A 24,271-nucleotide genomic window follows, 5' to 3' on the forward strand; every position below is an offset into this window, starting at 1 on the left:
GTATCGCCCCAATGGACGAGGTCACGTCGAGATTGTTCACCCGGTTGCCGCGTACCCGTCATACGGGATTGCCCGCCAAGCGCGAGTGCGCCAGACGGGGTTCTCGTGTTGTTTCCTGTCCAGCAATGTTCCGTGGCTAGCTTCCAGCCATGGACATGGGTCTGGCGCCGGCGGACGTCATGGATCCGATGTACTGGCTTGGCGAAGGCGGGCTGTTCGGGGGCGCCGTCCTGGCCGGGGTTATGATCATCGTCTTCATCGAAACCGGGCTACTCTTCCCCTTCCTGCCCGGTGACACCCTGTTGTTTTCCGCTGGACTGATTGCCGCTCAGCCGAATTCCCCGATTTCGATCCAGGTGCTGGCGCCCTGCGCCGCCGTGGCCGCCCTGCTGGGCAGTCAATGCGGTTACTTCATCGGACGTCGACTGGGCCCGGCATTGTTCAAGAAGGAAGATGCGCGCTTCTTCAAACAGCGGTATTTGACGGCTTCTCGCGAGTTCTTCGACAAACACGGACCCAAGACGCTTCTCGTCGCACAGTTCATCGGTGTGGTTCGCACCTTCACCCCGGTGATCGCCGGCATGTCCGGCATGCGCTATCCAATATTTTTGCTGTACAACGCTATTGGCAGCGCCGCATGGGGCATCGGCCTGACGACGGTCGGCTATTTCCTGGGCAATATCGCGTTCGTCGGGGAGCACCTGGACATCATCATCCTGGTGATCGCCATCTTGTCGACCCTCCCCGCCGTCGCGACGGCCGCCAAGGTGTACCTGGATAGACGGCGCGCGGTCGCCGATAACGGCTGAACGCTAGGAACCCGCCGGACTTTGGCGGTCATAGTGCCGCTTGACCCGGGCTCGGTTACCGCATTTCGGGGTGCACCATTCCCGCCGGGGGTGCTCCTTGACGAAGTACAAGACGCAGTGCGAAGCAAGGCACGCGCGCAGCTGATGACGTCCCTGACCACCAAAGAAATCGACCGCCTGACGAGCGATTAGCCCCACGGTCAACCGTGCCTGCGATCCGCGCGCCGTCACGGTTCTCGTCGGCTCCCCGTCCACGGGCCACACCAGCTCGGCCCGGATGCGCGCGAGCGTATTGATGGTGGCGACGGCCTGGGCATGTGCAATACCGGATGTCGGGGGTCGCGGATCCTCGGTGACTTCGGACGCCAGGCACCGTAGCGCGTCACGCAGCGCCCGCAGGTCACCGGCAACGATCCGCGCATCCTCCAACGGGAACCTGATGGTCTGCGCACCCGATTCGGCGAGGATGCGTTCCGCCATCGCGTTGAGCCACGCGTGCACCGCGACATCACCATCCAGGGCGTCCCGCACCTCCCCGCGACCACCGCGAACGGTGTTCATCAGCTCCACGGGAAGTGGTTCCCCCAGGATGGCGGCGATCGTGCTCGACGTGCTTGTATCCACGCTTCGACCATATCTCGCCTAATGGATAAAGCCACTTGTAACCATGTGGCCTATCTAACAGTGCAGAGGAAATACCTCCTAATGGTTTGGGGTTCTTCTAAGCATTAGAACTTTTGATGACCTTCTCTTGACACTAAGGAAACTGCCATGAACACCCGCATCGCCCCATTCGTACAATCGGCCGTCCGGTCGGCAGTTTCGTTCCTGGTGGCGCTGGCCGCGCTCGCAGCGATGGCCGTGGCCTCGTTCGCCTTCACCGCGCAGGCCTCCGCAGCCGGGGGTAGCGGATCCTCCGCCTCCGACACCGTCGACCGGCTGCAGGCGCAGGGCTACACAGTCCAGCTGAATGGCATCGCCGACGCGCCGCTTTCCCAATGTGTGGTGACGGGTATCGAGGGCCTGCGTGGCGCCACCGCCTTCTCGACGGTGTACGTCGACATCTCCTGCCCCACCCACAACTGAATCCAACCGAATACGCGAACGCGGACTCAACCCGGTCATAAGGCCGTGGGAGTCCGCGTTTGGCGTATTCGGTTGTCCTACTTTATCGAACAGCCCCGTCTCCGCGATTATTCCGGGCCGGGCTGACTGACTTATCACAGGCCGTTCAGGATGGCAACGGATCGCGCTCACGTTATCAGAAGCATCGCAAGAAGATGTTCAAAAGTATTGGAGCGCAGACGAAATGACCAGTATTACCGCCGCCTCGCAGGCAATCTCCACCAACCTCCGTCGCGCTGTCGCCGCCGCTGGTATCGGTCTCGCAATCCTGGTGCCCACCTACGCCGCCATCGAGCTAGCCGCCGCACCTGTCTCCGCAGTCGCAGGCGCCAGCAATGACGGCCCCGGGGGCAACAACCGGGACCACGCCCGGCTGGGCACCGGCCAATACTCGATGAACAACTCCGGACCGCAGATGCGCTACACCTCGCCCCCCAGCGGCCAGTACATCGGCGGCATTAACTAAGCCCGCCGAAAGGACAAGGGCCACTTCCGAATCAGCCTACGGAAGTGGCCCTTTTCTTGTGGCCGGGACGGGGCCCGTTGAGCCGAACCGACATCAGCGCACTTCGAAGTATTCGTCGTAGTAGATACCGTCGCCCGCCGAGCCGTCACCAATGACGACACCGCGGAACACCGCGTGAATCTTGTTCAACCAGCGGTACTGGTCGCTGCCGGTCTCGAAATGTGCGTGCCCTCGCAAGACCGCTCCGGCCGCAAAGCCTGCTGCCATGTCACAGCGACCGTGGCCGTGGACGTAGATCGCCGCCCCGTCGGCGGTCTGCATGGTTCCCCGATAATCTGCCGTGCCGGTTCCGTCCGGCCCGATAACGAACCAGTCAGCATTCGCGCCACCCAGGGTCTGCGCGCTGATCCCACGCCCCTCCATCCTGCCTTCCGGGATTTCGATGACAACGCGTGTGCCGGCCGGGGTGTTGGGCAGGATCACGTACGGAGCCACCCGCCACACGCCTCTAAAGAGCGGCACCAACGAGATGTCGTTGTCGACACCGGGCAGTTTCTCCTCGAACGTCAGCATCACTGGCCTCCTTTTCGATGCGCTATACCTTGCAATGTCAAGGTATAGTCCTGTTGCATTGAGCAGTCAAGGTAGACTTTCAGTGTGAGCCAGCCTCGAACGCGCCGACGTCCAGATGAGGCAAAGTCATTGATACTCAAAGCTGCCGAGGAGTTACTGGTCGAGGGTGGTCCGCATGCGGTCGAGGTACGCGCCGTCGCCACCCGAATCGGCATGACAGACGCGGGTATCACCCACCACTTCAAGAGCCGCGACGGTCTGCTCGTGGCACTGCTGCAGCACGGCGGTAGCCGGATCCGCGCCGCGATCGAGCACGCCACCCACGACTGGGTCAGCCGTGGAGCACAGGTGTCCGAGCTCGTGGACTCCATCGCCGATGTCTACGAAGACGGTTACGGCGAGTTGGCGATCGCCCTTCACGCCGCGGGGTGGCGCGATGGCGGCGCCGGTCTTCTCGACCCCGTCGTAGACACCCTCCACGCAGCCCGGAAGCCATCCCACGGTCGCCGACCTTCGCGCACCGATACCCGTCTTGCCGTCGCCGCCTTACATCAGGCGCTTGCCACCGAATCTGCTTACGGGGCGGCATTTCGCCGCAGCGCGGGCATCCCCGAACCAGATGCAACCCACCACCGACAACAACGTCGATGGTGGGTACGCACCCTCGTCACCGTCCTGGATATCGACGAACAGCTCTCCGCAAGGCCCACCGGCCACTAAGGCAGGATCGAATCCACGTATCCGCCATCGGCGCGAACCGCCGCGCCAGTAGTGGCAGAGGCCAAGGGGGAACTGAGGTATGCGACCAGATTGGCGATCTCCCGCGGCTCGATCAGGCGCTGCAACAGCGACTGCGGCCGGTGCTTCGTCATGAACTCCCGCTGCGCCTCATCCCAGGGCAGCGACTTGTCGACGAGCTCATAGACGAAGTCCTCCACACCCGCAGTGTGCGTGGGTCCGGCGATGACCGAATTCACGGTGACTCCCGAACCCGCCGCGTCCTTCGCGAATCCGCGAGTCAACCCCAACAACGCAGTCTTGGAGACGCCGTAGTGGATCATCTCCTGCGGGATGACAATTGCGGAGTCGCTGGCGATCTGGATGATGCGGCCCCATCCGCGATCGATCATTCCGGGTAGGTAGGAGCGGATAAGGCGCGCGGCGGAGATCACGTTCACCTCGAAGTAGGTCCGCCACTGTTCATCGGTGATCTCGCGCGCCGGGGTGGTGCCGAAGATGCCCAGGTTGTTGACCAGGATGTCAATCTCGGGGAGCTGCGCGCGCAGCACCTCCACACCGACCGCCGTGGTCACGTCGGCGGCTACGCCGATCACTGTGCCATTGCCGCTGTCATGCCCCAGGTCGGCGATTGCCGCGTCGACACGTTCCTGGGACCGTCCATTGACCACGGCCCGCGCACCACTGGCGGCGAGCTGCCTCACGATCTCCAGTCCGATGCCCTGCGTAGATCCGGTAACCAACGCCGTCTTGCCTGTCAGGTCGATGTTCACCTAACTATCGAAGTCGGACCACACCCGGGTTCATTCCCGGGCGCGGTCCGACTTCGCTCAGTTCGAGCAGCAGCATCCGCCCTGCTGAGCCGACGCCAATTCCTCCGACACAGCCTCAACCTTGCCGTCGGGACGCCAGTCGAACGGGAAGTGCTTACTCGAATCGCCGCGATGCTCGTGCGACCATTCGAATCCCACGGAATGATCCTTCTTGACCACTCCCCACGTCGCGATCTGGCCTGGCCCGACTTCAGCCCCGGGCGCGTTCGCGGTAGTCACGCGGCGGCTGGGGTCGGCGGTCGGACCGGTCAAGGCCTCAACGTGCAGATCCACCTTGCCGGGGATCTGCGCGCTCCAACTCGCGAGATCATCGGCCTTACTGAAGTTGATCGGCACGTATTCGATACCGCGCAGCTCCTCGATGAGGCTTGCGAACTCGGCGGGCCAGCCGCCCTCTTTACCGGTGAAGATGCGTTCGAGCGCGATGCGCTGGCGGGCATCAGCGGCCTCGTCGATGTAGAACATCAGCTTCATGGTCGCGTCCGGATCACCGATCCACATGTTCCCCTTGAACTCGCCTTGAGCCACCACGCCCAGGCCGCTCAAATCGACATCGCCCCAATGGCCTTCGCTGATATGCCACACCAAGGTGAACAGGCAGTCTCCGTGTGTGGGTTCCTGCGCGAAGCTGCACGGGCAGGGCAGCTTGCAGCTGCACACATCGAACCAGTCGCCCTTGAGGTTCCAGTCGTACGTTTCCGTTGTCGACATTCGTCCATTCCTTTCTATACCCCCTAGGGGTATCTGACAAGTTGAACGTAGCAGCGGTCAGCACCCTTGGCAAGTACCCCTCGGGGGTATTAGGCCATGGCTGCTTCCCCCGGATCGATTGATATAGATAGGCGTATGCCCGAATCAGCTTTCGACCCAGCGCCCGTCAGACAGATCTGGCAGGAGCTAGGCGTCCCGGGGATTGTGGACGTGCACACCCACTTCATGCCCAAACCCGTCATGGACAAGGTGTGGGCCTATTTCGACTCGGTGGGGCCGCTGGTCGGTCGGTCCTGGCCGATCACGTATCGCGCCGAGGAGTCCGAGCGGGTCACGACGCTGCGGCAGTTTGGGGTGCTCCGCTTCACCTCATTGATCTATGCCCACAAACCGCAGATGGCAGCCTGGCTGAACCAGTGGGCCGCCCAGTTCGCGGCCCAGACTCCGGACTGCATTCACACCGCCACCTTCTTTCCCGAACCCAATGCCGTCGACTACGTGCGCGAGGCGATCGAGGCGGGCGCGGGCATCTTCAAGGTCCACATTCAGGTCGGGGCCTTCTCCCCCACCGATCCACTACTCGCTCCGGTATGGGGTCCCATCGAGGACGCCGGACTTCCCGTGGTGATCCATTGCGGCTCCGGTCCGGCGCCGGGCGAATTCACCGGACCTGAGCCAATCCGGGCGCTGCTGAAAAAGTTTCCGCGACTACGCCTGATCATCGCGCATATGGGCATGCCCGAGTACGCAGATTTCCTCGACATCTGCGCGCAGTACGACGAGGTGCGTCTCGACACCACGATGGCCTTCACCACGTTCTCCAACGAGAAGGCACCGTTTCCGGAATCCGACTTCCCGCGGCTTAGGGACCTCGGCCACAAGATCCTCTTCGGCAGCGACTTCCCGAACATCCCCTACGGGTACGCCGAGGCGATCACCGCGCTGTGGGACATCCCCGGTGTCGACGACGACTGGGTGCGCGGTGTCCTCTACCGCAATGGCGCAGCGTTATTTGGACTAGACCGAACGCTATGAGCGGTATCCCGTTGCCGTAGAAGATGATCGATGACAAATGCGGCGTCTCTGCCGACCCCACGCAGCGTCGCCGACGACAACGACCGTTGCCATTCCAGTCCGACGTAACCCAACCCTTGATGAGTCGTCGACACACCATTGCGGTGCCGCGGAACACCTGACGCATCCAGCGCGCCAAGGCCAACAAGGTAGTCGACGTTCGGGCGGTATCCCGTCGCCCACACGATCGCATCCACAGATTCGGTGCTGCCGTCGGCCCACACCACCCCATCGCCAAGCAGGCGCGTGAACATCTTTCGGCAATCGGGACGACCCGCGTTGAATGCCGCACGGTAGCGACCGTCGTCGAACACTGGGGCGGTCGGTCGACGCGGCAGCCAAGACCCCACCGGGGCGGTATCGAGACCCGTTCGTGTGTACCAGAAATGCATGTCTAGCCCGAACGGGCGTTGAGGTACGAGACGCAGACGTCCACGCGTAGCGAGCGTGACCGTCGCCGTATCCGCGAGTTCCACCGCGATCTGCACGGCCGAGTTTCCCGCCCCAACCACCACCACCCGCTCACCGGCGAACGATGCTGCATCGCGGTACTGCCCGGCATGCAGCAGACGACCGCGGTAGGTCTCTGCCCCGGAAATAACCGGCGTGTAGGGATTTCCGTGGGTGCCCGTCGCCGAGATAACGATCGGCGCGACGAACGCGTCGCCGCCGTCGGCGGTCACCGTGTATTCGGCCGCCTCCCTGCCGACTCGTGTCACTCGGGAATACGACCGCACCTCTACGTCGAGCCGCGCCGCGTAGTCGCTCAGATATCCAATTACCTCATCACGCCGCGGGTAGCGATCGGGGTCACCGGGGAAGGGCCTGCCCACCACGCCGGAGTATCGGGCCGGGCTGAACAACGTCAGACTGTCGTAGTAGTGCTTCCACGCACCACCGGATTCGGAACCCGACTCCAGGACGATCGGACGTAATCCCCTGTCCGTCAGTGCTGTTGCAGCGGCGAGCCCCGCCTGCCCAGCGCCAATCACCACCGCATCCCACATGTGCCGCACGTCAACCCCCCACGGGAACGAGGAGCCCGGCCCGATACTGCTCGCGCACCTTGAGCCGCTGACGTTTCCCGCTTGTGGTCAGCGGAATCGTTCGGGCCGGCACCACCACGACCTCGTCAAGGGAGAACCCGAAGGCCGCACGGACGCCACTGGTTATCCGCGTGCGAAGCTCCTCATACTCATCCGCCGCCACCCTGGTTCCGACGACAGCGATCAACGACTCGCGAGCCCGCTGTTCGTCGAGCAGCGAGAAGACAACGGAAACCCCTCCGGCGCCGGATATCCGGTCGATCTCCCGTTCGACGTCGTATGGCGGGAAATTGCGCCCACGCACGATGAGCATCTCCTTGCGGCGGCCCACTACAAACAGTTCACCATCGGTGAGAAACCCTCGGTCCCCGGTGTCGTGCCATCCGTCCTCGGGGGCGGCGACCCCTCCCTCCGGGGTCAAGTAGCCCAGCATCACCGACGGCCCACTCACCTGAATATCGCCCACGGCACCGTCGGACAACGGCTTGCCATCGGGCGCACTGATCCGCAACTGCAGGCCATCGACGACCTGCCCGCACGACACGGCGGGCTGATCGTCATCCGGGTGCCTCCAGGCGCGCACCCTGCCGAAGGATGACGGATCCGATGAACACGGCTGCAGTGCAACGGTTGTCGCGAGCACCGTCTCGGCCATCCCGTAACACGGGACCAGTACATCTGTCCGCATCCCCAGCAGCGCCAGCCGTTCGGTGGCGTCACGCAACACCGTGTACGGAATGGGTTCGGCGCCGACGTAGGCGTGACGAAGACCAGACAAGTCGATATCGGCCGGCGCGCCACCGCGCGTGATCGCGTCAGAGACGGCCCGATATGCGAATGGTGGGCCCGCGGTGTGGGTCGACCCGTGATGGGTCATATGTCGTATCCAGGACAGCGGATCTCGTAGGAACCCCATCGGGGTCATCACCCCGACCCGCAGGCCGTAGAGAAGCGCGGCCAGCACCTGGATGAAACCCATATCGTGGTACAGCGGCAGCCAACTGAACACCCGAGCCCGACCCCGTAATACCCTTGTCCCGTACGCGATTGCGCTGGAATTGTGCACCACATTGCCGTGAGTCAACAGCACCGCCTTCGGCGCCGACGTAGAGCCGGAGGTGAGCTGGATGTGGTGGATGTCGCCGGGGTCGGGGTACGAGCCCAGCGACCAATCCATCGGATCGGAGTCGGCCAGCTCGTCATACGTCACGACGACCGGGTGCGCGATGGCCACCGCCACCCGCGGTTGCGTGATGACCATTGCCGGGCTCAGCACTCCCAGCGCCGCACGTAGGTGTGCCACGCCCGCGGATTCCGGTCGCGAGGGGGTCGGCGGCGGTGCAATTGCGCACGGTACCGCGCCCAACAGCAGCACAGCTAGCAATGTAGTGAGGTACTCCTCGTCGCTCGCGGCGATCATCGCCACCCGATCGCCGCGCCCAAGGCCTCGAGCTCGCAATGCCGCCGCGCGAATCCGGATGGTACGAACCAGATTCACTCCCGCCAGCGTGTACAGGTGGGTACGCGAGTCATAGAAGTCGATCTGCTCCAGATCGGATCGCAACAAGGTGACGTAGTCGATCGCACCGGACACCATGGCCGGAGCATTCGCCTTCACATGCTGACGAATCGAGTGAGCGCTCATGCCTGTTCGCGGCGTATCGCCTTATCACGGAGTCGCTGCCGGATGAACGTTCCGATATCACCCACCACCGTGAACGCGAACGCTTCCTCTTCCGGAATGAACGCCGTGAATCTGTCTTCTAGGTCGTTCATCAGCGCCATCAACACCACGGAGTCGATGGGGAGGCTGAGCAGTGGCGTGTTGGCATCGACGGCATCTAGATCGACAAGCGCCAGATCCTCCGGAGGCAGCAGCTTGGTCAGGGAGTCCCGGAGCGCATCGATAACGTCCATATCACTGGGAAGCACTGCGATTTCGGTCATTGGTTCTCCTTCTCCAGCAGCACGCCGTCTTCGAGATGCAGCACCCGATCGGCGATATCCGTGAGACGCAGATCGTGGGTCACGATCACCACCGCTGCCCCTTGAGTTCTCGCCGCGTCCGCGAGCTGCTCGGCCACCTTCTTACCGGTGGCCGAATCCAGGTTCGCCGTCGGCTCGTCGGCGAGGACCAGACCGGGGCGCGCCACCAATGCACGCGCCGCGGCGACTCGTTGTTTCTCTCCACCCGAGAGCGCCGACGGACGATGATTGGTCCGATGCGCCAATCCGAGCTCGGCCAGCAGCTCCCGAGCCCGCGACATGGCGGCGTCCTTCCCGACCCCGGCATAGCGCAACGGCAGCGCCACATTCTCCGCACTCGTCAACGCATTAAGCAGGTTGTACTCCTGGAACAGAAACCCGAGATATCGCAGTCGAAGACGCGCACGTTCCCGCTCATCGAGTTCGCCGACGTCCTGGCCACCGATCCTGACTGTCCCCGACCGCGGGGTCAGTAGTAGCCCCATGACCAAGAGCGCAGTGGTCTTGCCACCACCCGATGGGCCGACGACCAGCACTACCTCACCCGGTTTCACCGTCAGATCCAGGCCCCGGAGTGCACGCACCGCCGCATCGCCGGTTCCATACTGGTGCTCGATGCCCTCCAGCTGCAGCACGGGATCATTTGACATGCTTGGGCTTTCAGAGCTGTTCATCGCGCTCACCTCCGGAACGCCTGAGCGGGATCGATACGTGTTACCCGCCGGACCGGGATCAGCGATCCGATGATCGCCATGATGCCGGTGGCCGCAGCCATGGCGGCCAGCATGGTGGGAGTTACCTCCACAGTGACGTCTCCCAACCGATCTTTCACCAGGAACTGCACCCCGTAGGTGACTCCCGCACCCACCAGGTATCCGAGCCCGGCGATCAGCGCGGCCTGGGTAATCACGGTGCGGCACAACTGTGCCGGCCGAACACCCAGCGCGCGCAGCACTCCGAAATCACTCATCTGCTCGGTCGTCACCGCGAGAACCGTCAAACCCACAAGTGCCACCCCGACCAGTGCCGCGATCCCGATCATTGTCTTCAGCGGCCGCCCGATCATCGAGATGACAATTGCTCGGCTGTTCTCGGCGAAGGTGTCCGAGGTGAGCGCATCCATACCCGGCGCCGCCTCTCGGACGGCACCCGCTACCTGGTCCGCGGTGAACCCATCGGCAGGCTGAACAAGGAAGTAGGACACACGACTTCCCGCCCGCAGCAGGTGAGCCGCGTCCGGCAAGGAAATGAACGCGTAGAAGTTGCCCACAGCGGCTGTCTGGTTGGACAACCCCACCACCGTGAAATCACCGTCGACGAGCTGCACCGTGTCACCGACATGGATCTTGTTCTTCTTGGCCAGCACCCGGTCCAGTACGACCTCGCCGGAACCAGACACATTGCGGCCCTCCGACAACGACCACGGGCCACCCACACCGGTGGCCGTGTCGTATCCGACGACGAAGTACGCGGTATGTCCACCATCGTGCACGAAATCGGATGGCAGGCCGAGAATCGGATCCGCCGATCGCACGCCGGGGACCTTCAGCAACCGGTCCCTACCATCAGCGGGCAGCCACGACACGGCGCGAAACATCTGGGAGACACCCGGCTGAACCACCCACACCGCCCCCTTGGAGTGGTCGATGTAGGTGGTCACCTGATTCGTGGTGCCGACGAAGATGCCGGACATCACCAGCACCAGGATGACCGCGACAGCGACCCCGATAACCGAAAGGACGAACCGGGCACGCTCCGCGACAAGGTTCTTGACGGCGACGATCATCGGACAATTCCGCCCGCCATGGCACGCAATCTCTTTACCGCCCTGCTGGTGACCGCGATGACTCTGTCGACATCGTCGGGTGACACGCCCGGGCCCAGAGAGAAGCGCACGGTACCGCGCGCCTGATCTTCGGTCAGCCGCATCGCCTGCAGCACATGCGAAACCGAGTCTTCTCCGGCATGACAGGCCGATCCGGTGGACACGTAGATCCCGTGCATATCGAGATCGTCGGCGAGGGTGTCGGCACGGATACCGTCGAAGCGCACGCTGATGGTCTCCTCCAGTACCGGTTCGGCCACGTTCAGATGGACACCGCCCACCGCGCGCAACCCATCGAGCAGCTGCTCGCGTCGGTCTCGCATTCCCAGCCGATAACCCATCGACGTCTTACGTAGACACACATCGACCGCGGCGGCCATACCGAGTGCTCCGGGCACGTTTTCCGTACCTGCGCGCAGCCGGTTCTCCTGCGGCCCACCGCGCATCACCGGCAGCAGCCGATGCCCGCGCCGCACCAGCAGTGCGCCCATTCCGCGCGGGCCACCGAACTTATGCGCCGACACCGAGATCATCGTGGCACCAACACTTGTCAGGTCGAGCTTGCCTGCGGTGTGTACGGCGTCGACGTGGAACGCGGCAGCCGATTGCACCGCGATATCGGCGATCGCCCGGATGGGCTGGATGGCGCCGGTCTCGTTGTTGGCGTGCATCACCGAGACCAGCGCGGTGTCGGGGCGCAGCGCACGCGCCACCGCCTCGGAATCGACATGTCCCGACGGGGCCGGATCCACGAAGGTCACCTCCACGCCCAGGTCTTGCAGCGCCTGGGCATTCGCGAGGACCGCGGGATGTTCAATGGAAGACGTCACCAGATGGCCCCGAAATCCCACCGCTGCAAAGGTTCCCCACAGCGCCAGGGTGTTCGCCTCACTACCGCCGGCGGTCAAAACCACCTCATCGGCGTCGGCCTCGAACATCAGCGCGATGGTCTGCCGTGCATCCGTCAATGCGTCGGCGGCCTCACGGCCGGCGCCGTGGCGGCTCGACGGATTACCGACCAGCCGGTGGCCGTCCTGCATGGCCTGCGCCGCACGCGGATGCAGGGGTGCCGTGGCTGCGTAGTCCAGGTAGATCTCCGACGGGACCACTTCCGCGGATGGACATGGTGGGTTAAGAACCAGGGACGGTGCTGACATCTTCGTGGATTCCGTTGCGGTAGTTGTTGGCTAGACGTTGAGCGACGTCAGCTCCGAGGGCGGCGACGTGCTGCTGTTCCGGCGAGAGGCCTCCCGACCATTCGGCCACCTGGGTCGCCTCGATGGTCGCGATCGTTTCCACCGGCATCCCGGTGAGACGCTCGGTGAGAATGGACGCCACGGCCAGCGAGGCCGAGCATCCGTATGCTTCGAATCCGATCTGGCTGATGGCTTCGTCCCGGATAAGTGCGCTCAGCAGGATCTGGTCCCCGCACACCGGGTTCCCGATGAATGCGGTGACATCGGCCTGCGTCAGGCGGCCCGAGTTGCGGGGGTTGGTGAAGTGGTCGACCACCGTCGGACTGAACCGGGGCACTAGACGCCCGCCCCGGTCTCCACCAGCTCGCACTCGGCGACAACTTCCCTTGAGTCGATGTACTTTTCGATACTCACGGCGCAGCAGCCCAATTCGGCGCCCTGGCGGCGCCGCCGGAACTTCACCGTCTGACCGGTGCGGCCGCACGGGCAGTCCCCCTCGTCCACCTCACCGATATCGTCGGAGAGCAGGAATCCCGGGTATGCGGTGTTCAGTGCGTCGAGGATCGCTATCCCACCGGTCTTTCCGGGCTCCAGCTCGACGGAGGCATCGGTGACGTCCCGGATCGAGATGTAGCACCACGGCGGCACATGCTTGCGCTGATGCTCGCATTCGATGGCGAGCATGTTCGACTCGATCATCCCGTACATGTCGCGGATGCGAGTGCGGTCGATGCCCAGCACTCGTTGCGCCTTCTCGTTGAAGTCTTCTCGGCTGATGGAGTTGCCCGTGTACTGCTTCCAGCCGCCCAGCATGATGATCATCGATTCAGGGTCGAGCGCGAGCGGAATTTCCTCCAGCTCCAGGTATTTAAGGAACCGAGCGATGATGAACGGCGGGCCGATGAGGTGCCTGGTCATCCTCCCCTCCCAGCTCCGTAGCTGCGCCAACGCCTCCTCGGGGTCGAAGGAGTATTCGCGCACGATGTAGCGGTGGTCGTCGAGCATCCCGGTAAGGAGATTGAAGATCTTGACCATCCCCATCTCGGGCACCTCGGCGGTGGACGGGCATAGGAACAGACCCGCTCCCTGCGAGATACCGAAGAAGTCGCGGTAACCACCGAAGATTCCGACCGATGCCCGGGTCACCGTCGTCGAATCGCGCCGCGCCACCGACGGCACGCCGCTCGTGCCCGTCGACCGGATCTCGATCTCGACATCCTCGAGCCCGCAGCTCATGAGCACATGCGCCCCAGCCTGTTTGAACATGCTGACCGGAAGCAGGGGTATGCGATGCAGGTCAGCCGACTCGCGAATGTCACTCGGGGTAAGGCCGACGGCCTCACACTGGGCGCGGTAGAAACCGTTGCGCTCGACATGGAACGCGAATGATTCGCGCACCACATCCGTCAGCGATTCTTGCCACTCGTCACGCGAGACCCGGAGAGCTTCCCCGGGCATCCCCAGCATGGTGACCAACTTCACTGCATATCTCCTTTGACCGCCTAGCCCACAGGGGGCACCGGTGGAGTGGTCGAATCATGGTGAGGAAAAGTTCCCGCAGACTTTCCGGGGTCTGTGGAAGAGTCCGGACCATGGCTGACGAACCATTGCGCGATGACCACCTGGAGCTACTGAGGAGGCGTGCGCTCACCGAAGATGCGGCTCGGCCCGACGCGGTTGCACGTCGTCACGCCGCTGACGGGCGCACCGCTCGTGAGAACATCGCCGACCTGGTCGATGACGGCTCGTTCGTGGAGTACGGGCGCTTCGCTATCGCCGCCCAACGCGGGCGGCGGGAGGTCGCCGATCTGATCGCCCGCACACCCGCCGATGGTCTGGTGGCCGGGACCGCACGAATCAACGGCAATCCGTGTGCCGTGCTGTCCTATGACTACACCGTGCTGGCCGGAACGCAGGGTGCGCTCGGACACCAGAAGAAGGACAGGCTCTTCGATCTCATCGAGCGCATGAAGCTGCCGACGGTCTTCTTCGCCGAGGGTGGCGGCGGACGTCCCGGCGACACCGATTACCCCGTGGTCTCGATGCTCGATGTCCGCGCATTCAAGTTGTGGGCGGCGCTATCGGGGGTCGTGCCGCGGATCTCGGTGGTCAAGGGCCGGTGCTTCGCCGGCAATGCCGTGATCGCGGGATGCTCGGATCTGATCGTGGCAACCAAGGACACATCCATCGGTATGGGTGGTCCGGCAATGATCGCGGGCGGAGGACTCGGCGACGTGCCTCCGGATGAGGTGGGACCGCTGTCGGTCCAGTCGCCCAATGGTGTCGTCGATGTGGTCGTGGAGGATGAAGAGCAGGCCGTCGCCGTCGCCAAACGGCTTCTCGGCTACTTCCAGGGTTCGGTAGATCCCGGATCAGAAGCCGACCAAACCGTCTTGCGGACAATGATTCCCGAGCGCGCGCGACGCGCATATCCGGTAGCACCCATCATCGAAACGCTTGCCGATGAAGGCTCGGTGACGTTCCTGCGAGAGAAGTTCGCTCCCGAGATGGTGACAGCGCTCGCGCGCATCGAGGGCCGAGCCATTGGCGTGCTCGCCAACAACTCCATGGTGATGGCCGGAGCAATCACGGCCGCCGCATCCGATAAGGCCGCGCGCTTCCTGCAGCTGTGCGACGCATTCGAGCTGCCGGTGCTCTCGCTGGTCGACTGTCCTGGATACATGGTGGGTCCCGCCGCGGAGGCGGATGCGTTGGTGCGGCGCGCGTCGCGCATGCTCGTTGCCGGCGCGGCATTGCGAGTGCCGCTGGTCGCGGTCATCCTGCGTCGCGGGTATGGCCTCGGCGCGCAGGCCATGACCGGTGGCAGTCTGCACGAACCGCTGCTGACGGTGGCGTGGCCGGGTGCGCATCTCGGTCCCATGGGCCTGGAAGGCGCGGTGCGTCTGGGGCTGCGCAAGGAGCTGGAGGCGATTCCCGATGAGGCCGCTCGCGAAGAGGCCGTGCGTCAGGCCACCGCCGCTGCGCAAGAGAATGCCAAGGCGCTCAACGCCGCTCAGATATTCGAGATCGACGACGTGATCGACCCTGCCGATACGCGGTCGCTCGTCGCATCGACTTTCGCCGCGGCCACGCGGGGGCCGCTGCCGCCACGCAGAGCCGTCGTCGATACGTGGTAACTCCTTAGCGGAATGCCTCAGCCGGCACTCGGAACCCAGTTGCCGTGGAATCCGCTTGGCACCCGATATGGAACACGAACTCTCCCAGGGCCTTATCCCTACCGAAGGAACGAACCACGGTGCCGCACCCGACGAAATCGTGCTTGTACAGGGTGCTCTCGGCCCGCTGAACAGATGCAATGAACCGCTACTGGGGCGCCTCCACGAACTCACGCTTTCCGTATTGGATAGTGGCGTTCTGCCAGCTGCCACCGGCAGCATGGACCAAGCGCCGGGCGATGTCGACATCGTTGACGTCCGCAATCAGCATCAACCAGTTATCTTCGGTGACGGACCCGCCGACCAGCGCCTCGCGCGCAGCGGTGTCCGCGGTAAGCGCGTCGTGGAACCGCACCCGATCGATGCCCGGAACCTCCACGGCCACCGCATTTATCCCGGCATCCCCGGCCTGCAGGTATTCGAAGGTGAGCACCGATTCCTGACCGTACTGTCGACGTACCTGTTCACCGATGCGTTGCAGATCATCGCGGTCCACGCAGGCAAGTTCGAAGGCACGCGAACGCTCGTATGTCATGCGGTTGTTGTCCTGGGACCAGTACACACCGTCGACCGGTGTCGATCGCACGGGGAGAACGAGATTCTGGACGGTCATCGCGCTCACTTGCAGCGAGAAGTCATCAAGTGGGTCGTGCAGACGTCCATCCGCGGGATCGGTGATGATCGCGGTGTTGTTTGTGGCGAAGAGCTCGGCTTGCGGCCGGGCCGGATCCCCCGGAACGCATGCCTGCGGGTCGGCATGGGCGTATCCCGCGGGCAGCCCAGCCGCGATGAGCGCCAGCACCGCCACTCCGATCGCGATCATGCGCGTCACGCGACCCATTATTCCGACACGCCATCTCATGGCGGAAGTATGCGATACGAATCCGCCACCGCACGGCGTGTCGAAGCACCCGGTACGAACGATTTGACGTCAAGCGCACTTGAGATCCTAGGTTGAGGATCCATGACCTCGATCCACGATCCGTCCATCCGCCGGTTCCTCGACTCGACCCCCGCTCTGGTGGGGCAACTCGGTTACCTCGGAGCCGACGGACGACCGCTGATTCTGCCCATCTGGTATCAGCTGGCCGACGATCACCTACAGTTCGTCACTCATCTGAACAGCTTGAAAGTCAGGGCATTACAACGTGATCCGCGCGTGGTGATCACCGTGGCGACACCGGCCGAGCCTTACCGCTATGTGCAGGTTCAGGGCCACGCAAAGGTGGACCCCGACGAATCGACGGTCCGCGCCACCCTGATCGATATCACCGCCCGGTATCTGGGAGCAGACCGCGCCGAGGCCTATGTTCACGAGCATCACAGTGCGCCCGGCGAGGCTCTCGTGCGTATCCATCCCCTCCGCGTCCACTCGGCGCTCTGACATTCCGGGGAGGCTCACGATGTACACCATCACCATCAACGGCGCACAGATCAGCTTCGACGACCAGGGGCTCGACGACGGACCCGCGATCCTGCTGCTCAGCGGCTGGGGACACGACCACCGCGCGTATGACGAGCTACTGCCCCACCTCGTCCCGCACCACCGCGTCCTTCGCATGGACTGGCGTGGCCATGGGATCGACCGCACGCCGGTTGCCGATTTTGGTCTTGCAGAACAGGTTTCAGATGTCATCGGACTACTCGATGCCCTGAGCGTCCAGACAATTGTCCCCGTGGCTCATGCCCATGCCGGGTGGACGGCGCTGGAACTCGCCGAACTTCTCGGCGCCGTGCGGGTGCCTTCCGTCATGATCGTGGACCTGATCATGACACCGGCTCCTGCCGAATTCCTTAGCGGTATCAGGGCATTCCGCGATCCGGAAGGCTGGCAGTCCAGCCGGTTGGGGTTTCTCCGAGCGTGGCTGGCCGGTAGCGGCAATGCGGCCGTCAATCGGCATATCCGCTCGGAGATGGGCGGATTCGGGTTCGACGTGTGGGCACGCGCCGGACGCGTCATCGAGGATGCGTACGCCACCTGGGGCTCACCGATGTCGCGCATGGAAAAGCTAACCGAATCCCGGCCCGTTCATCACATCTTCTGCAACCCCGAACGCACTGCGTACGACGATCTGCACGACGAGTTCCGATCACGCAATCCGTGGTTCAGCTACACGCGCCTGGCTGGCACCACGCATTTCCCGCAGTTGGAACTGCCTGCCCAGGCTGCGAAGGAAATCGACACGTTAATCAGCGCGATCAATCGACCTCACTGACCCGTCATTGTTTTCAGGGTGGCGCCGGCGGTCCATTCGCCGTCGACCGCGAGCTCGGCAGCGGTGATGTAGCCGGCGTCATCCGACAACAGATAGGAGACAGCGCCCGCGACCTCATCTGGGGCTCCCACTCGCCCCATCGCGGTGATGGGCATGTTGCCCTCGCCCTCCTGAAATCCGGCCTGGGCCGTCATCGGGGAGTAGACGACGCCGGGGTGCATGGAGTTGACCCTGATCCTGTCGGACCCCAACCGTTTGCGCGAATCGACGGGGTTCCTCACGGCCAACGGGAGGCGTGAGTGGCGACACCAGCGCATCACAATTGTGTTGTTGTACAATAAGTTTGGAGATCCCTTAGATCTCGACCGAGTCCGCTTCGGCCGGCGCTTCTTCTGCGGGCGCCTGCCCGGGATGCGGCGCAAGCACAGTCGCGGGGATCACCTCAGGACCCTCGGCATGAGCGGGCACATCCAACGGGCCCGCATCTGCCGTGTCCGCGTTGTCGATCGGCAAGTACATATGGCGCTTGAACTGCGACTGGTATGCGCCACCACCACCGATCTTCACGCCGCCTCCTTCACCACTGGAGACAGGGGTGCCATCGGGCAGCGTGACGGCGGTATGACCGCCGTTCCAGCCAATTACCAGTGCACCAGGAGCGGTGCCGTACTTGAAACCACGTGCGAGAAGCGCGCGCTCCTGGTTCCCGGTGTTGAACCGAGAACCGAACGCGGGGCGATCGGTGGCGACGTTGGACACCCAGGAGGCAAGGCCGGAGCAGTCAGTGCCTCGTGAGGTGTCTCCGCCCGAGACATACGGCGTACCCGAAACCTGATGGATAAACGCCAGCAAAGCAGCGAGATCAGACATGAGACGGGACGCTAACAACCAGCTTGACGACCTACCAAAATATGTGGCTTCCGTCATATTTGCTGGAAATTATGACGGGAATTACTGTCCGCCAACGTCTTACTGATTACGGTAGCGCATGTGTAGTGGTTCGTCTAGTCAGGCAAAATCGCAGGACATCATGGGTTTATTGAATGTTCCACGACTTCGATTCATAATTTGCTGCACCCTAACCACATTGGTCACTTTTCCTGCACATCTGCGCATCTCTTGTATTAACGCAGGAAATTTTCTGTTACCTATCCCACCTTTCAGCCGGCACACGTCCCACTCCTTGAGACGCCAGGCGCGCTACCACTTTCGCCGATCCGTGCGTTCCGATTCCGCATGAAATAGACGGAATGCCCACTTATCGCGGACGATGGCCGCGCGCCCCGACTCAAGCATGTGAATCCGCTACCCGCCCAAAGGTTTGTGCCGTGTGGATCTCCCGCACGCACCACTGACGCCCGGATAGGGCTCGTCAAATAGTGCACCTCGGCGTAGTGCTCAAAGGTCTTCACCTGACAGGTCAGCGGCGGGCATATCGTGAATATCTCGACAAGCCTTGTCGATCAGGATAATTCGCAAATTCCGCGGTGTCGGCCTGATTGACCGAGAGTGGTCTATACGCGGTGTCGCGGTCTGCACGTCGACGGTGGACAGAGCACCGGACATTGAAATTCACAGCAGCGCAACGGCAATCGAAAAACATACGAGATCAGGGCAGTGGCGACACCAAGTGAGGATCGTTAGCAGATCGCTCACTACCAAGTGTCGCCACCACTCGCCGGGCGGCTAGCAGGCCAACGTGACGTACGCGACCTTCTGCCCGGCGCTGGGAACCGTCGTCGGCTGGTTCCGCATGTTCCGTCCCGGTTGCACATTCGAGACCCCGGACTGCCGTGTCACTCCTTGGACAGTGCACTCCGCCGGATGGTCCGACCCCACCTTGGTGACGATCACCCGGTACCCGTTGGATTTGAGGTCGCTGATGACGGCGTCCGTATCCGACGTGGGTCCTGCGAATGCAGCGGCCGCTGTCGCCAAGGACAGTCCTGCGGCGCCAACTACTGCGAGCGTCGCGGTCATGATCTTCTTCATGGGTGGTGCTCCTTCTGCGTCTTCGAAGATGAAGCCACTAGACGTGGTTACTAACCGTTGTTCTTGTTGGTGCCATACGGCACGTGCGGGTTGGTGCCCAGCGGGACCAGCGGGTTGGCACCTTCGTAAGTCGGCTGGTGCACACCCTGCTCGTAGACCACGTCCCCGGGCGCCACGCACGGGCGCAGCTCGGTGGCGTTGACGCTGGTCTCGCTGGCGTAACACACGGGGGGAGGCGTCGGACCCGCCAACGCTATCGGTGCGCCCATGATGCCGACCGCGAGCGCGATACCGGCGCCGCCGAGGATTGCAGTGAGGGACTTCTTCATGTGGTGTTTCCTTCCGCTCGGTCAAATTGCTAATGGCCCGGGAAGTGAATGTCACTTGCCGAAGACATCAACGTTGATGCATTCACCCAGTTCAACGGCTTCAGAGGTCACCCAGTTCCCAACTTATGAGATGTTCGGCTGATTCTCAGCTAAATCTCAGAGTACCCCATGGGGGTTAGGGTCTGGGAAAGATGATATATAGCCGTTTACCTACCGTTAACCCGGGGTAACATTCCCAGGATTAGATCAATTGATCTACACTTCGATCATGCGATCTAATTCGGACCGCCCACCGACCTTCACGGAGGTCGCGCGCCGCGAGCAGATCGTCGCGTGCGCGATCGAAGTCATCGCGGAGGTGGGCTATCCACAGACCTCCATCCGCAAGATCGCCGAACGCGCCGGGATCGCGATGAGCGTGGTGCTGTATCACTTCGGATCCAAGGACGGACTCGTCGAGGCGGTGATCGCCGCGATGTACCAGTCGGCGCTCACCATCGTGGTGCCCGCGATGGACGCCGCGAGTACCCCCACCCAACAGCTTTCCGCGTATATCCGTTCCAGCATCACCTATTTCGATACCCACCGCGTGCAACTGACGGCACTCACCCAACTGGGGACGAGTTACAAACCCAGCGATGGTCGGCGCTTGGGCGACTTGGGACAGACACCTGAACTCGCCGAACAAATGACCGCGCTCGATCCATCAGCTATTCTCCGCGCGGGCCAGAAATCCGGCGAATTCGGCTCATTTCCAGTCGATTCCACTTCGATAGCGTTGCGAGGAGCGGTCAACGCCGTGGTCGAGAAGATCCTGAACGATCCCCAATTCGATGCGCTCGGCTATGCCGAGGACCTGGTAAAGATGTACACCCGAGTGGTCAGGAGAGTGTGATGACCCAAGTAATCATCGCCGCCATCGGCAGTCACGGCGACGTAGCGCCGATGACCGGGATCGGCACAAGCCTCAAACAAGCGGGCCATCATGTGACCATCGCAGCGTATGGCCGTTTTTCCTCCTTGATAACCAACTGCGGCTTGGATTTTCGGGCTATTGACGAACCCGGGGCGCAGCCCGAGGAGACCGACGTCAACGTCATGAAGGGCCTTGCCGATTTCCTCGCGCCACGTGGCATGAGGATGCTCGGCACCGCGCTACTGACCGCGCTACGCGACGAACCCGCCGACATACTGCTGCTGTCACCCTTCTCGGAGCTGGCCGGGCATCCACTCGCCGAGGCGAAAGACATTCCCTCCGTTGGGATCCGGCTACAACCATTCTCTCCCACGGCCGCGTTTCCCCCGGCGGCACTCGGCGCCTGGTCGGCGGGCTCTGCTGGCAACCGTCTCGCCTCCCGTACCGGCGCCTGGCTTATCGACCGCCTCTACGGCGGGGTGGTGACCGGCTTCCGGCGAGATCTCGGTCTACCCAGCGTGGCCGCCAGATCGCTCCGCAGAAGGCGCACCGCAGCGAGCTGGCCAGTTCTGCACGGCTTCTCACCGCATATCGTGCCGCGCCCATCGGATTGGCGATCCGGCCTCGACGTCACCGGTTACTGGTGGCCGGCCGCCGATCCGCGGTGGCAGCCGTCGACCGAACTGATCGACTTTCTAGCCGCGGGTGATCCTCCGGTGTTCATCGGCCTCGGAAGCACGATGACATCGACCGAACAGGCCGTGCGCATATCCGAGATCGCCCGGGAAACCTTGCACCGGGCCGGTACTCGGGGCATCGTCCAATCCGGATGGGCGGGACTCGACGCATCCGCCGACGACATCCTGACGGTGGGCGAGGTACCTCACAGCTGGCTCTTCCCACAGACGGCAGCGGTGGTGCACCACTGCGGTGCCGGGACGACCGCAGCCGGGCTTCGCGCCGGAGTCCCGACCATCGCCGCGCCCGGCCTCGGCGATCAACCATTCTGGGCTCGGCGCCTCGATGAGCTCGGGCTCAGCGCCGCCACCATCCCGCAACGGTCCCTAACGGTCGAACGGCTTGCCACCGCGATCCACACCGCAGTCTCCGACGAGGAGCTCCAGGAACGTACCCGGCAAATCGCCGAAGTACTGACTGCCGAGGACGGTACGGCGCAGGTAGTCCGTGTCGTCGACGAGCTGCTTCGATAGGGCCTGGGACTCAGTCCGGAATTCGGTGGACATCATCCTGGGGTTGGGCCGAGGACAACGCACGAATCCCCCACAACGCCTTCGCCAACACCAGATAGCCAGCCGGACTGGCGAAGTCGAGTCCTCCGAGTAGTTGTTTGAGCATGGTCAAGACATCCCAGTAGATGCGCTCGCAGATCAAGGTAGTGCCGTCGAAGATGAAGTAGGCGGTCATGCGCACCTTGAAACTGCTGCCCGTCGCGGGTACCGCACCGAACGGCCCCCTGTGCGTCCCAAAGAGATAGAACTCGCAAACCACCGCGTCATCGGTGTGGCGGAGACGAATCATTACGTGCCGCTGATCCGGAAACGCGATCCGGGTGTCGATGTAGTACTGCCGTACCTCGTCATGGCCGTCGTACACCACACCGAGCGGAATCAGCTCGTACCGCGGGTGTGGAAACGTTGCGAGCACGGCGTCCCAGTTCTGCTCGACCTCATCGTGGAAGTGGTCGCGAACCGTCTCCCGGGCCGATTCGGACCGCCGTCCTGCAGTGTGCACGTTCCATGAATGTCCACAAGGTGTACAGAGCAGGGCTCAACGCCTCGGCGTTGAGCCCTGGCGATACGCTCCTCGATACGTACCAACGGCGGACGGATCAGACATCATGCCTCTTGTGGCCGCGATACAGCTCGACGCGACACTCGGCGACATTCCAGCCAATCTCTCTGCGTGCGAACGACTGGCCGACGAGGCCGGCCAGCGGGGTGCCAAGATCATCGCCCTCCCCGAGTTCTTCTCTACCGGAATCGGTTTCACCGAGGCACTGATCGATGCCGCACTGCCTCCGGAAGGAGCGGCAACCACACTGCTCAGCACGCTCGCCCGGCGGTATCAAGCCCTCGTCGGTGGCTCCTTCCTGTGCCGCGATCCCGATGGCGAGGTCCGCAACGCGTATCTTCTCGCCGATCCGAGTGGCGTCGTCGGACGGCATGACAAGGACCTACCCACCATGTGGGAGAACGCATTCTATGTGGGCGGCACGGACGACGGTGTGCTCACCGCCGGTCAGCACCAGATCGGTGCCGCCGTGTGCTGGGAGCTGATGCGCACCCAGACCGCTCGCCGCCTCCGCGGCCGAGTAGACCTCGCCATGACGGGCTCGGGCTGGTGGTCGGTGCCGTCCTGGACACCTCGCACGCTCTTCGATCGCATCGAGCGCACCAATGCCGCCACTGCCCGAGCCGCAGCCGCATCATTCGCTCAGTACATCGGTGCGCCGGTGGTACATGCTGCCCATGCGGGCCCGCTGACATGTGCAATGCCGTGGCTGCCCATGCCATACCGGGGCCACTTCGAAGGCTCAACGCTGATCGCCACGCCTACCGGCGAAATACTGGCCGAACGGCGCGCCGCCGACGGGCCCGGGATAGTTCTTGCCGAAGTAGCGATTGGTCGGGCTCAACCCACTCTTTCAGTACCCAAAGGATTTTGGTTACACAAACGCGGCGCTCTGCCGACCGCCGTATGGCACTACCAGCGCTGGCATGGCCGCCGTTGGTACCGACGACACGTCGCAGGACGACCCGCCAAACTTGTGGAAGAAGGACAGGTGCGATGACCACTGCCGGATATGTGCTCAGCGCCGACACCGCCATAACACTGCTCGCGGCGGGGCTCATCTTCCTTCTCTCGCTCGGACTTGGAGTCTGGAAGTACCGACAAATGATCACCAGTCCTAACCATCTCGCTCATCCCTATGTCGATATCGCGCATCGAGCCGCACTGCTCTACGCGTTCGCCACGTTGCTCACCGCAGTTTTCGTCGAGCTGAGCGCCTGGCCCGGTTGGGTGAATCTCACGGCCGCGATGGTGCTGGTGTTCTTTTTCGTGGCGGCCATCGTGAGCTACATCGTCCACGGGGCGTTGCGCGACACCACCAATCAGCTCGAAAAGCCCAGCGCTGGACTGTACCTGGCGATGGCGCTGCTCATCGCCGGAGAGATAGGCGGATTCGCAGTACTGCTCGCCGGATTCATACGTGCCCAATGGTTCTCGTGACAGCCCGC

General features: G+C 63.1%; 28 protein-coding genes and 3 pseudogenes. 12 read left to right on the forward strand and 19 right to left on the reverse strand.

Going from position 1 to position 24,271, the window contains the following annotated elements:
• The first annotated feature begins 149 nt into the window (after window positions 1–149).
• Complete coding sequence (locus AB0H22_RS07865; protein ID WP_358145844.1) at window positions 150–809, forward strand: DedA family protein; 660 nt, start codon at window positions 150–152, stop codon at window positions 807–809.
• 3 nt (window positions 810–812) lie between these two features.
• On the opposite strand, the gene AB0H22_RS07870 is transcribed toward AB0H22_RS07865, so the two are convergent.
• Window positions 813–1,433, reverse strand: coding sequence for a CGNR zinc finger domain-containing protein (locus AB0H22_RS07870; RefSeq protein ID WP_358145846.1), 621 nt, complete (start codon window positions 1,431–1,433; stop codon window positions 813–815).
• A gap of 147 nt (window positions 1,434–1,580) precedes the next feature.
• Between AB0H22_RS07870 and AB0H22_RS07875 the strand changes: the two genes are divergently transcribed.
• Both AB0H22_RS07875 and AB0H22_RS07880 read left to right on the forward strand, forming a co-directional pair.
• Window positions 1,581–1,895 (forward strand): hypothetical protein, encoded by a 315-nt coding sequence (locus tag AB0H22_RS07875; RefSeq protein WP_358145848.1) that lies wholly within the window; start codon window positions 1,581–1,583, stop codon window positions 1,893–1,895.
• A 223-nt stretch (window positions 1,896–2,118) separates the two neighbouring features.
• Window positions 2,119–2,400, forward strand: a complete 282-nt coding sequence (locus AB0H22_RS07880; RefSeq protein ID WP_358145850.1) for a hypothetical protein — start codon at window positions 2,119–2,121, stop codon at window positions 2,398–2,400.
• A 93-nt stretch (window positions 2,401–2,493) separates the two neighbouring features.
• On the opposite strand, the gene AB0H22_RS07885 is transcribed toward AB0H22_RS07880, so the two are convergent.
• Window positions 2,494–2,973 (reverse strand): DUF3237 domain-containing protein, encoded by a 480-nt coding sequence (locus tag AB0H22_RS07885; RefSeq protein ID WP_358145852.1) that lies wholly within the window; start codon window positions 2,971–2,973, stop codon window positions 2,494–2,496.
• Between the two features lie 84 nt (window positions 2,974–3,057).
• Between AB0H22_RS07885 and AB0H22_RS07890 the strand changes: the two genes are divergently transcribed.
• Window positions 3,058–3,693 (forward strand): helix-turn-helix domain-containing protein, encoded by a 636-nt coding sequence (locus tag AB0H22_RS07890; RefSeq protein WP_358145854.1) that lies wholly within the window; start codon window positions 3,058–3,060, stop codon window positions 3,691–3,693.
• On the opposite strand, the gene AB0H22_RS07895 is transcribed toward AB0H22_RS07890, so the two are convergent.
• On the reverse strand, window positions 3,690–4,484 hold the full coding sequence (locus AB0H22_RS07895) for an SDR family oxidoreductase (protein WP_358145856.1): 795 nt from the start codon (window positions 4,482–4,484) through the stop codon (window positions 3,690–3,692). The genes AB0H22_RS07890 and AB0H22_RS07895 overlap by 4 nt on opposite strands.
• Window positions 4,485–4,541: 57 nt before the next feature.
• Window positions 4,542–5,255: a DUF1326 domain-containing protein gene (locus tag AB0H22_RS07900; protein WP_358145858.1), complete on the reverse strand. Its 714-nt coding sequence runs from the start codon at window positions 5,253–5,255 to the stop codon at window positions 4,542–4,544.
• 135 nt (window positions 5,256–5,390) lie between these two features.
• Here AB0H22_RS07900 and AB0H22_RS07905 point away from each other — a divergent pair, with 135 nt between their 5' ends.
• Window positions 5,391–6,290, forward strand: coding sequence for an amidohydrolase family protein (locus AB0H22_RS07905; RefSeq protein ID WP_358145860.1), 900 nt, complete (start codon window positions 5,391–5,393; stop codon window positions 6,288–6,290).
• Here the strand turns inward: AB0H22_RS07905 and AB0H22_RS07910 are convergent.
• From AB0H22_RS07910 to AB0H22_RS07945, 8 genes are read right to left on the reverse strand one after another with little or no spacing between them, the layout of a single operon-like run.
• Complete coding sequence (locus AB0H22_RS07910) at window positions 6,245–7,336, reverse strand: NAD(P)-binding domain-containing protein (protein WP_358146156.1); 1,092 nt, start codon at window positions 7,334–7,336, stop codon at window positions 6,245–6,247. The two genes, AB0H22_RS07905 and AB0H22_RS07910, sit on opposite strands and share 46 nt — an antisense overlap.
• 10 nt (window positions 7,337–7,346) lie before the next feature.
• Window positions 7,347–8,993, reverse strand: coding sequence for an AMP-binding protein (locus AB0H22_RS07915; RefSeq protein ID WP_358146158.1), 1,647 nt, complete (start codon window positions 8,991–8,993; stop codon window positions 7,347–7,349).
• Window positions 8,994–9,016: 23 nt separating this feature from the next.
• The gene (locus tag AB0H22_RS07920) at window positions 9,017–9,322 is read right to left on the reverse strand and encodes an acyl carrier protein (RefSeq protein WP_180749418.1); all 306 of its coding nucleotides are present in this window, start codon (window positions 9,320–9,322) and stop codon (window positions 9,017–9,019) included.
• Window positions 9,319–10,035, reverse strand: coding sequence for an ABC transporter ATP-binding protein (locus AB0H22_RS07925; protein WP_358145862.1), 717 nt, complete (start codon window positions 10,033–10,035; stop codon window positions 9,319–9,321). The genes AB0H22_RS07920 and AB0H22_RS07925 overlap by 4 nt, the downstream gene beginning before the upstream one ends.
• Before the next feature lie 5 nt (window positions 10,036–10,040).
• A complete protein-coding gene (locus tag AB0H22_RS07930; RefSeq protein WP_180749420.1) occupies window positions 10,041–11,147 on the reverse strand; it encodes an ABC transporter permease in 1,107 nt (368 codons plus the stop codon).
• Window positions 11,144–12,343, reverse strand: a complete 1,200-nt coding sequence (locus tag AB0H22_RS07935) for a cysteine desulfurase family protein (protein ID WP_358145864.1) — start codon at window positions 12,341–12,343, stop codon at window positions 11,144–11,146. Before AB0H22_RS07935 ends, AB0H22_RS07930 begins: the two co-directional genes overlap by 4 nt.
• Complete coding sequence (locus AB0H22_RS07940) at window positions 12,318–12,719, reverse strand: iron-sulfur cluster assembly scaffold protein (protein ID WP_358145866.1); 402 nt, start codon at window positions 12,717–12,719, stop codon at window positions 12,318–12,320. The genes AB0H22_RS07935 and AB0H22_RS07940 overlap by 26 nt, the downstream gene beginning before the upstream one ends.
• Window positions 12,719–13,864, reverse strand: coding sequence for an acyl-protein synthetase (locus AB0H22_RS07945; protein ID WP_358145868.1), 1,146 nt, complete (start codon window positions 13,862–13,864; stop codon window positions 12,719–12,721). The genes AB0H22_RS07940 and AB0H22_RS07945 overlap by 1 nt, the downstream gene beginning before the upstream one ends.
• A gap of 110 nt (window positions 13,865–13,974) precedes the next feature.
• Here AB0H22_RS07945 and AB0H22_RS07950 point away from each other — a divergent pair, with 110 nt between their 5' ends.
• Window positions 13,975–15,519 (forward strand): carboxyl transferase domain-containing protein, encoded by a 1,545-nt coding sequence (locus tag AB0H22_RS07950; protein WP_358145870.1) that lies wholly within the window; start codon window positions 13,975–13,977, stop codon window positions 15,517–15,519.
• Window positions 15,520–15,706: 187 nt separating this feature from the next.
• Here AB0H22_RS07950 and AB0H22_RS07955 read toward each other — a convergent pair whose 3' ends face one another.
• On the reverse strand, window positions 15,707–16,390 hold the full coding sequence (locus AB0H22_RS07955; protein WP_358145872.1) for a hypothetical protein: 684 nt from the start codon (window positions 16,388–16,390) through the stop codon (window positions 15,707–15,709).
• Window positions 16,391–16,522: 132 nt separating this feature from the next.
• On the opposite strand from AB0H22_RS07955, the gene AB0H22_RS07960 reads away from it, so the two are divergent.
• Both AB0H22_RS07960 and AB0H22_RS07965 read left to right on the forward strand, forming a co-directional pair.
• Window positions 16,523–16,942, forward strand: a complete 420-nt coding sequence (locus tag AB0H22_RS07960) for a PPOX class F420-dependent oxidoreductase (RefSeq protein ID WP_358145874.1) — start codon at window positions 16,523–16,525, stop codon at window positions 16,940–16,942.
• Window positions 16,943–16,961: 19 nt separating this feature from the next.
• Window positions 16,962–17,774, forward strand: coding sequence for an alpha/beta hydrolase (locus tag AB0H22_RS07965; protein ID WP_358145876.1), 813 nt, complete (start codon window positions 16,962–16,964; stop codon window positions 17,772–17,774).
• Here AB0H22_RS07965 and AB0H22_RS07970 read toward each other — a convergent pair.
• The 5 genes and pseudogenes from AB0H22_RS07970 to AB0H22_RS07990 all read right to left on the reverse strand — a co-directional run.
• Window positions 17,768–18,025, reverse strand: a pseudogene (locus AB0H22_RS07970) (SDR family oxidoreductase); the annotation flags it as partial. The gene AB0H22_RS07965 and the pseudogene AB0H22_RS07970 sit on opposite strands and share 7 nt — an antisense overlap.
• A gap of 250 nt (window positions 18,026–18,275) precedes the next feature.
• Window positions 18,276–18,644 (reverse strand): annotated as a pseudogene (locus tag AB0H22_RS07975) (hypothetical protein); the annotation flags it as partial.
• A 428-nt stretch (window positions 18,645–19,072) separates the two neighbouring features.
• Window positions 19,073–19,168, reverse strand: a pseudogene (locus AB0H22_RS07980) (hypothetical protein); the annotation flags it as partial.
• Window positions 19,169–19,460: 292 nt separating this feature from the next.
• Window positions 19,461–19,766 carry a hypothetical protein gene (locus AB0H22_RS07985; RefSeq protein WP_180749429.1) on the reverse strand — a complete coding sequence of 102 codons (306 nt, stop codon included), beginning with the start codon at window positions 19,764–19,766 and terminating at the stop codon, window positions 19,461–19,463.
• Between the two features lie 50 nt (window positions 19,767–19,816).
• A complete protein-coding gene (locus tag AB0H22_RS07990) occupies window positions 19,817–20,095 on the reverse strand; it encodes a hypothetical protein (RefSeq protein ID WP_180749430.1) in 279 nt (92 codons plus the stop codon).
• A 250-nt stretch (window positions 20,096–20,345) separates the two neighbouring features.
• On the opposite strand from AB0H22_RS07990, the gene AB0H22_RS07995 reads away from it, so the two are divergent.
• Complete coding sequence (locus AB0H22_RS07995; RefSeq protein WP_180749431.1) at window positions 20,346–20,990, forward strand: TetR/AcrR family transcriptional regulator; 645 nt, start codon at window positions 20,346–20,348, stop codon at window positions 20,988–20,990.
• Window positions 20,990–22,222, forward strand: a complete 1,233-nt coding sequence (locus tag AB0H22_RS08000; protein WP_358145879.1) for a glycosyltransferase — start codon at window positions 20,990–20,992, stop codon at window positions 22,220–22,222. The genes AB0H22_RS07995 and AB0H22_RS08000 overlap by 1 nt, the downstream gene beginning before the upstream one ends.
• A gap of 10 nt (window positions 22,223–22,232) precedes the next feature.
• On the opposite strand, the gene AB0H22_RS08005 is transcribed toward AB0H22_RS08000, so the two are convergent.
• On the reverse strand, window positions 22,233–22,763 hold the full coding sequence (locus AB0H22_RS08005) for an ester cyclase (RefSeq protein WP_358145881.1): 531 nt from the start codon (window positions 22,761–22,763) through the stop codon (window positions 22,233–22,235).
• A gap of 106 nt (window positions 22,764–22,869) precedes the next feature.
• On the opposite strand from AB0H22_RS08005, the gene AB0H22_RS08010 reads away from it, so the two are divergent.
• Window positions 22,870–23,823 carry a carbon-nitrogen hydrolase family protein gene (locus AB0H22_RS08010; protein ID WP_358145883.1) on the forward strand — a complete coding sequence of 318 codons (954 nt, stop codon included), beginning with the start codon at window positions 22,870–22,872 and terminating at the stop codon, window positions 23,821–23,823.
• A complete protein-coding gene (locus AB0H22_RS08015) occupies window positions 23,820–24,263 on the forward strand; it encodes a hypothetical protein (RefSeq protein WP_358145885.1) in 444 nt (147 codons plus the stop codon). The genes AB0H22_RS08010 and AB0H22_RS08015 overlap by 4 nt, the downstream gene beginning before the upstream one ends.
• The last annotated feature ends 8 nt before the right edge of the window (window positions 24,264–24,271 follow it).

The organism is Mycobacterium sp. NPDC050853, from assembly GCF_040653875.1.
Lineage (GTDB): Bacteria > Actinomycetota > Actinomycetes > Mycobacteriales > Mycobacteriaceae > Mycobacterium.

What these genes read in the sequence shown, in the direction of transcription:
- AB0H22_RS07865 (WP_358145844.1), top strand. Translation starts at nt 150, where the DNA reads ATGGACATGGGTCTGGCGCCGGCGGACGTCATGGATCCGATGTACTGG.
- AB0H22_RS07875 (WP_358145848.1), top strand. Translation starts at nt 1,581, where the DNA reads ATGAACACCCGCATCGCCCCATTCGTACAATCGGCCGTCCGGTCGGCA.
- AB0H22_RS07880 (WP_358145850.1), top strand. Translation starts at nt 2,119, where the DNA reads ATGACCAGTATTACCGCCGCCTCGCAGGCAATCTCCACCAACCTCCGT.
- AB0H22_RS07885 (WP_358145852.1), bottom strand. Translation starts at nt 2,973, where the DNA reads ATGCTGACGTTCGAGGAGAAACTGCCCGGTGTCGACAACGACATCTCG.
- AB0H22_RS07900 (WP_358145858.1), bottom strand. Translation starts at nt 5,255, where the DNA reads ATGTCGACAACGGAAACGTACGACTGGAACCTCAAGGGCGACTGGTTC.
- AB0H22_RS07905 (WP_358145860.1), top strand. Translation starts at nt 5,391, where the DNA reads ATGCCCGAATCAGCTTTCGACCCAGCGCCCGTCAGACAGATCTGGCAG.
- AB0H22_RS07910 (WP_358146156.1), bottom strand. Translation starts at nt 7,336, where the DNA reads ATGTGGGATGCGGTGGTGATTGGCGCTGGGCAGGCGGGGCTCGCCGCT.
- AB0H22_RS07920 (WP_180749418.1), bottom strand. Translation starts at nt 9,322, where the DNA reads ATGACCGAAATCGCAGTGCTTCCCAGTGATATGGACGTTATCGATGCG.
- AB0H22_RS07925 (WP_358145862.1), bottom strand. Translation starts at nt 10,035, where the DNA reads ATGAACAGCTCTGAAAGCCCAAGCATGTCAAATGATCCCGTGCTGCAG.
- AB0H22_RS07930 (WP_180749420.1), bottom strand. Translation starts at nt 11,147, where the DNA reads ATGATCGTCGCCGTCAAGAACCTTGTCGCGGAGCGTGCCCGGTTCGTC.
- AB0H22_RS07935 (WP_358145864.1), bottom strand. Translation starts at nt 12,343, where the DNA reads ATGTCAGCACCGTCCCTGGTTCTTAACCCACCATGTCCATCCGCGGAA.
- AB0H22_RS07950 (WP_358145870.1), top strand. Translation starts at nt 13,975, where the DNA reads ATGGCTGACGAACCATTGCGCGATGACCACCTGGAGCTACTGAGGAGG.
- AB0H22_RS07960 (WP_358145874.1), top strand. Translation starts at nt 16,523, where the DNA reads ATGACCTCGATCCACGATCCGTCCATCCGCCGGTTCCTCGACTCGACC.
- AB0H22_RS07965 (WP_358145876.1), top strand. Translation starts at nt 16,962, where the DNA reads ATGTACACCATCACCATCAACGGCGCACAGATCAGCTTCGACGACCAG.
- AB0H22_RS07985 (WP_180749429.1), bottom strand. Translation starts at nt 19,766, where the DNA reads ATGAAGAAGATCATGACCGCGACGCTCGCAGTAGTTGGCGCCGCAGGA.
- AB0H22_RS07990 (WP_180749430.1), bottom strand. Translation starts at nt 20,095, where the DNA reads ATGAAGAAGTCCCTCACTGCAATCCTCGGCGGCGCCGGTATCGCGCTC.
- AB0H22_RS08000 (WP_358145879.1), top strand. Translation starts at nt 20,990, where the DNA reads ATGACCCAAGTAATCATCGCCGCCATCGGCAGTCACGGCGACGTAGCG.
- AB0H22_RS08010 (WP_358145883.1), top strand. Translation starts at nt 22,870, where the DNA reads ATGCCTCTTGTGGCCGCGATACAGCTCGACGCGACACTCGGCGACATT.
- AB0H22_RS08015 (WP_358145885.1), top strand. Translation starts at nt 23,820, where the DNA reads ATGACCACTGCCGGATATGTGCTCAGCGCCGACACCGCCATAACACTG.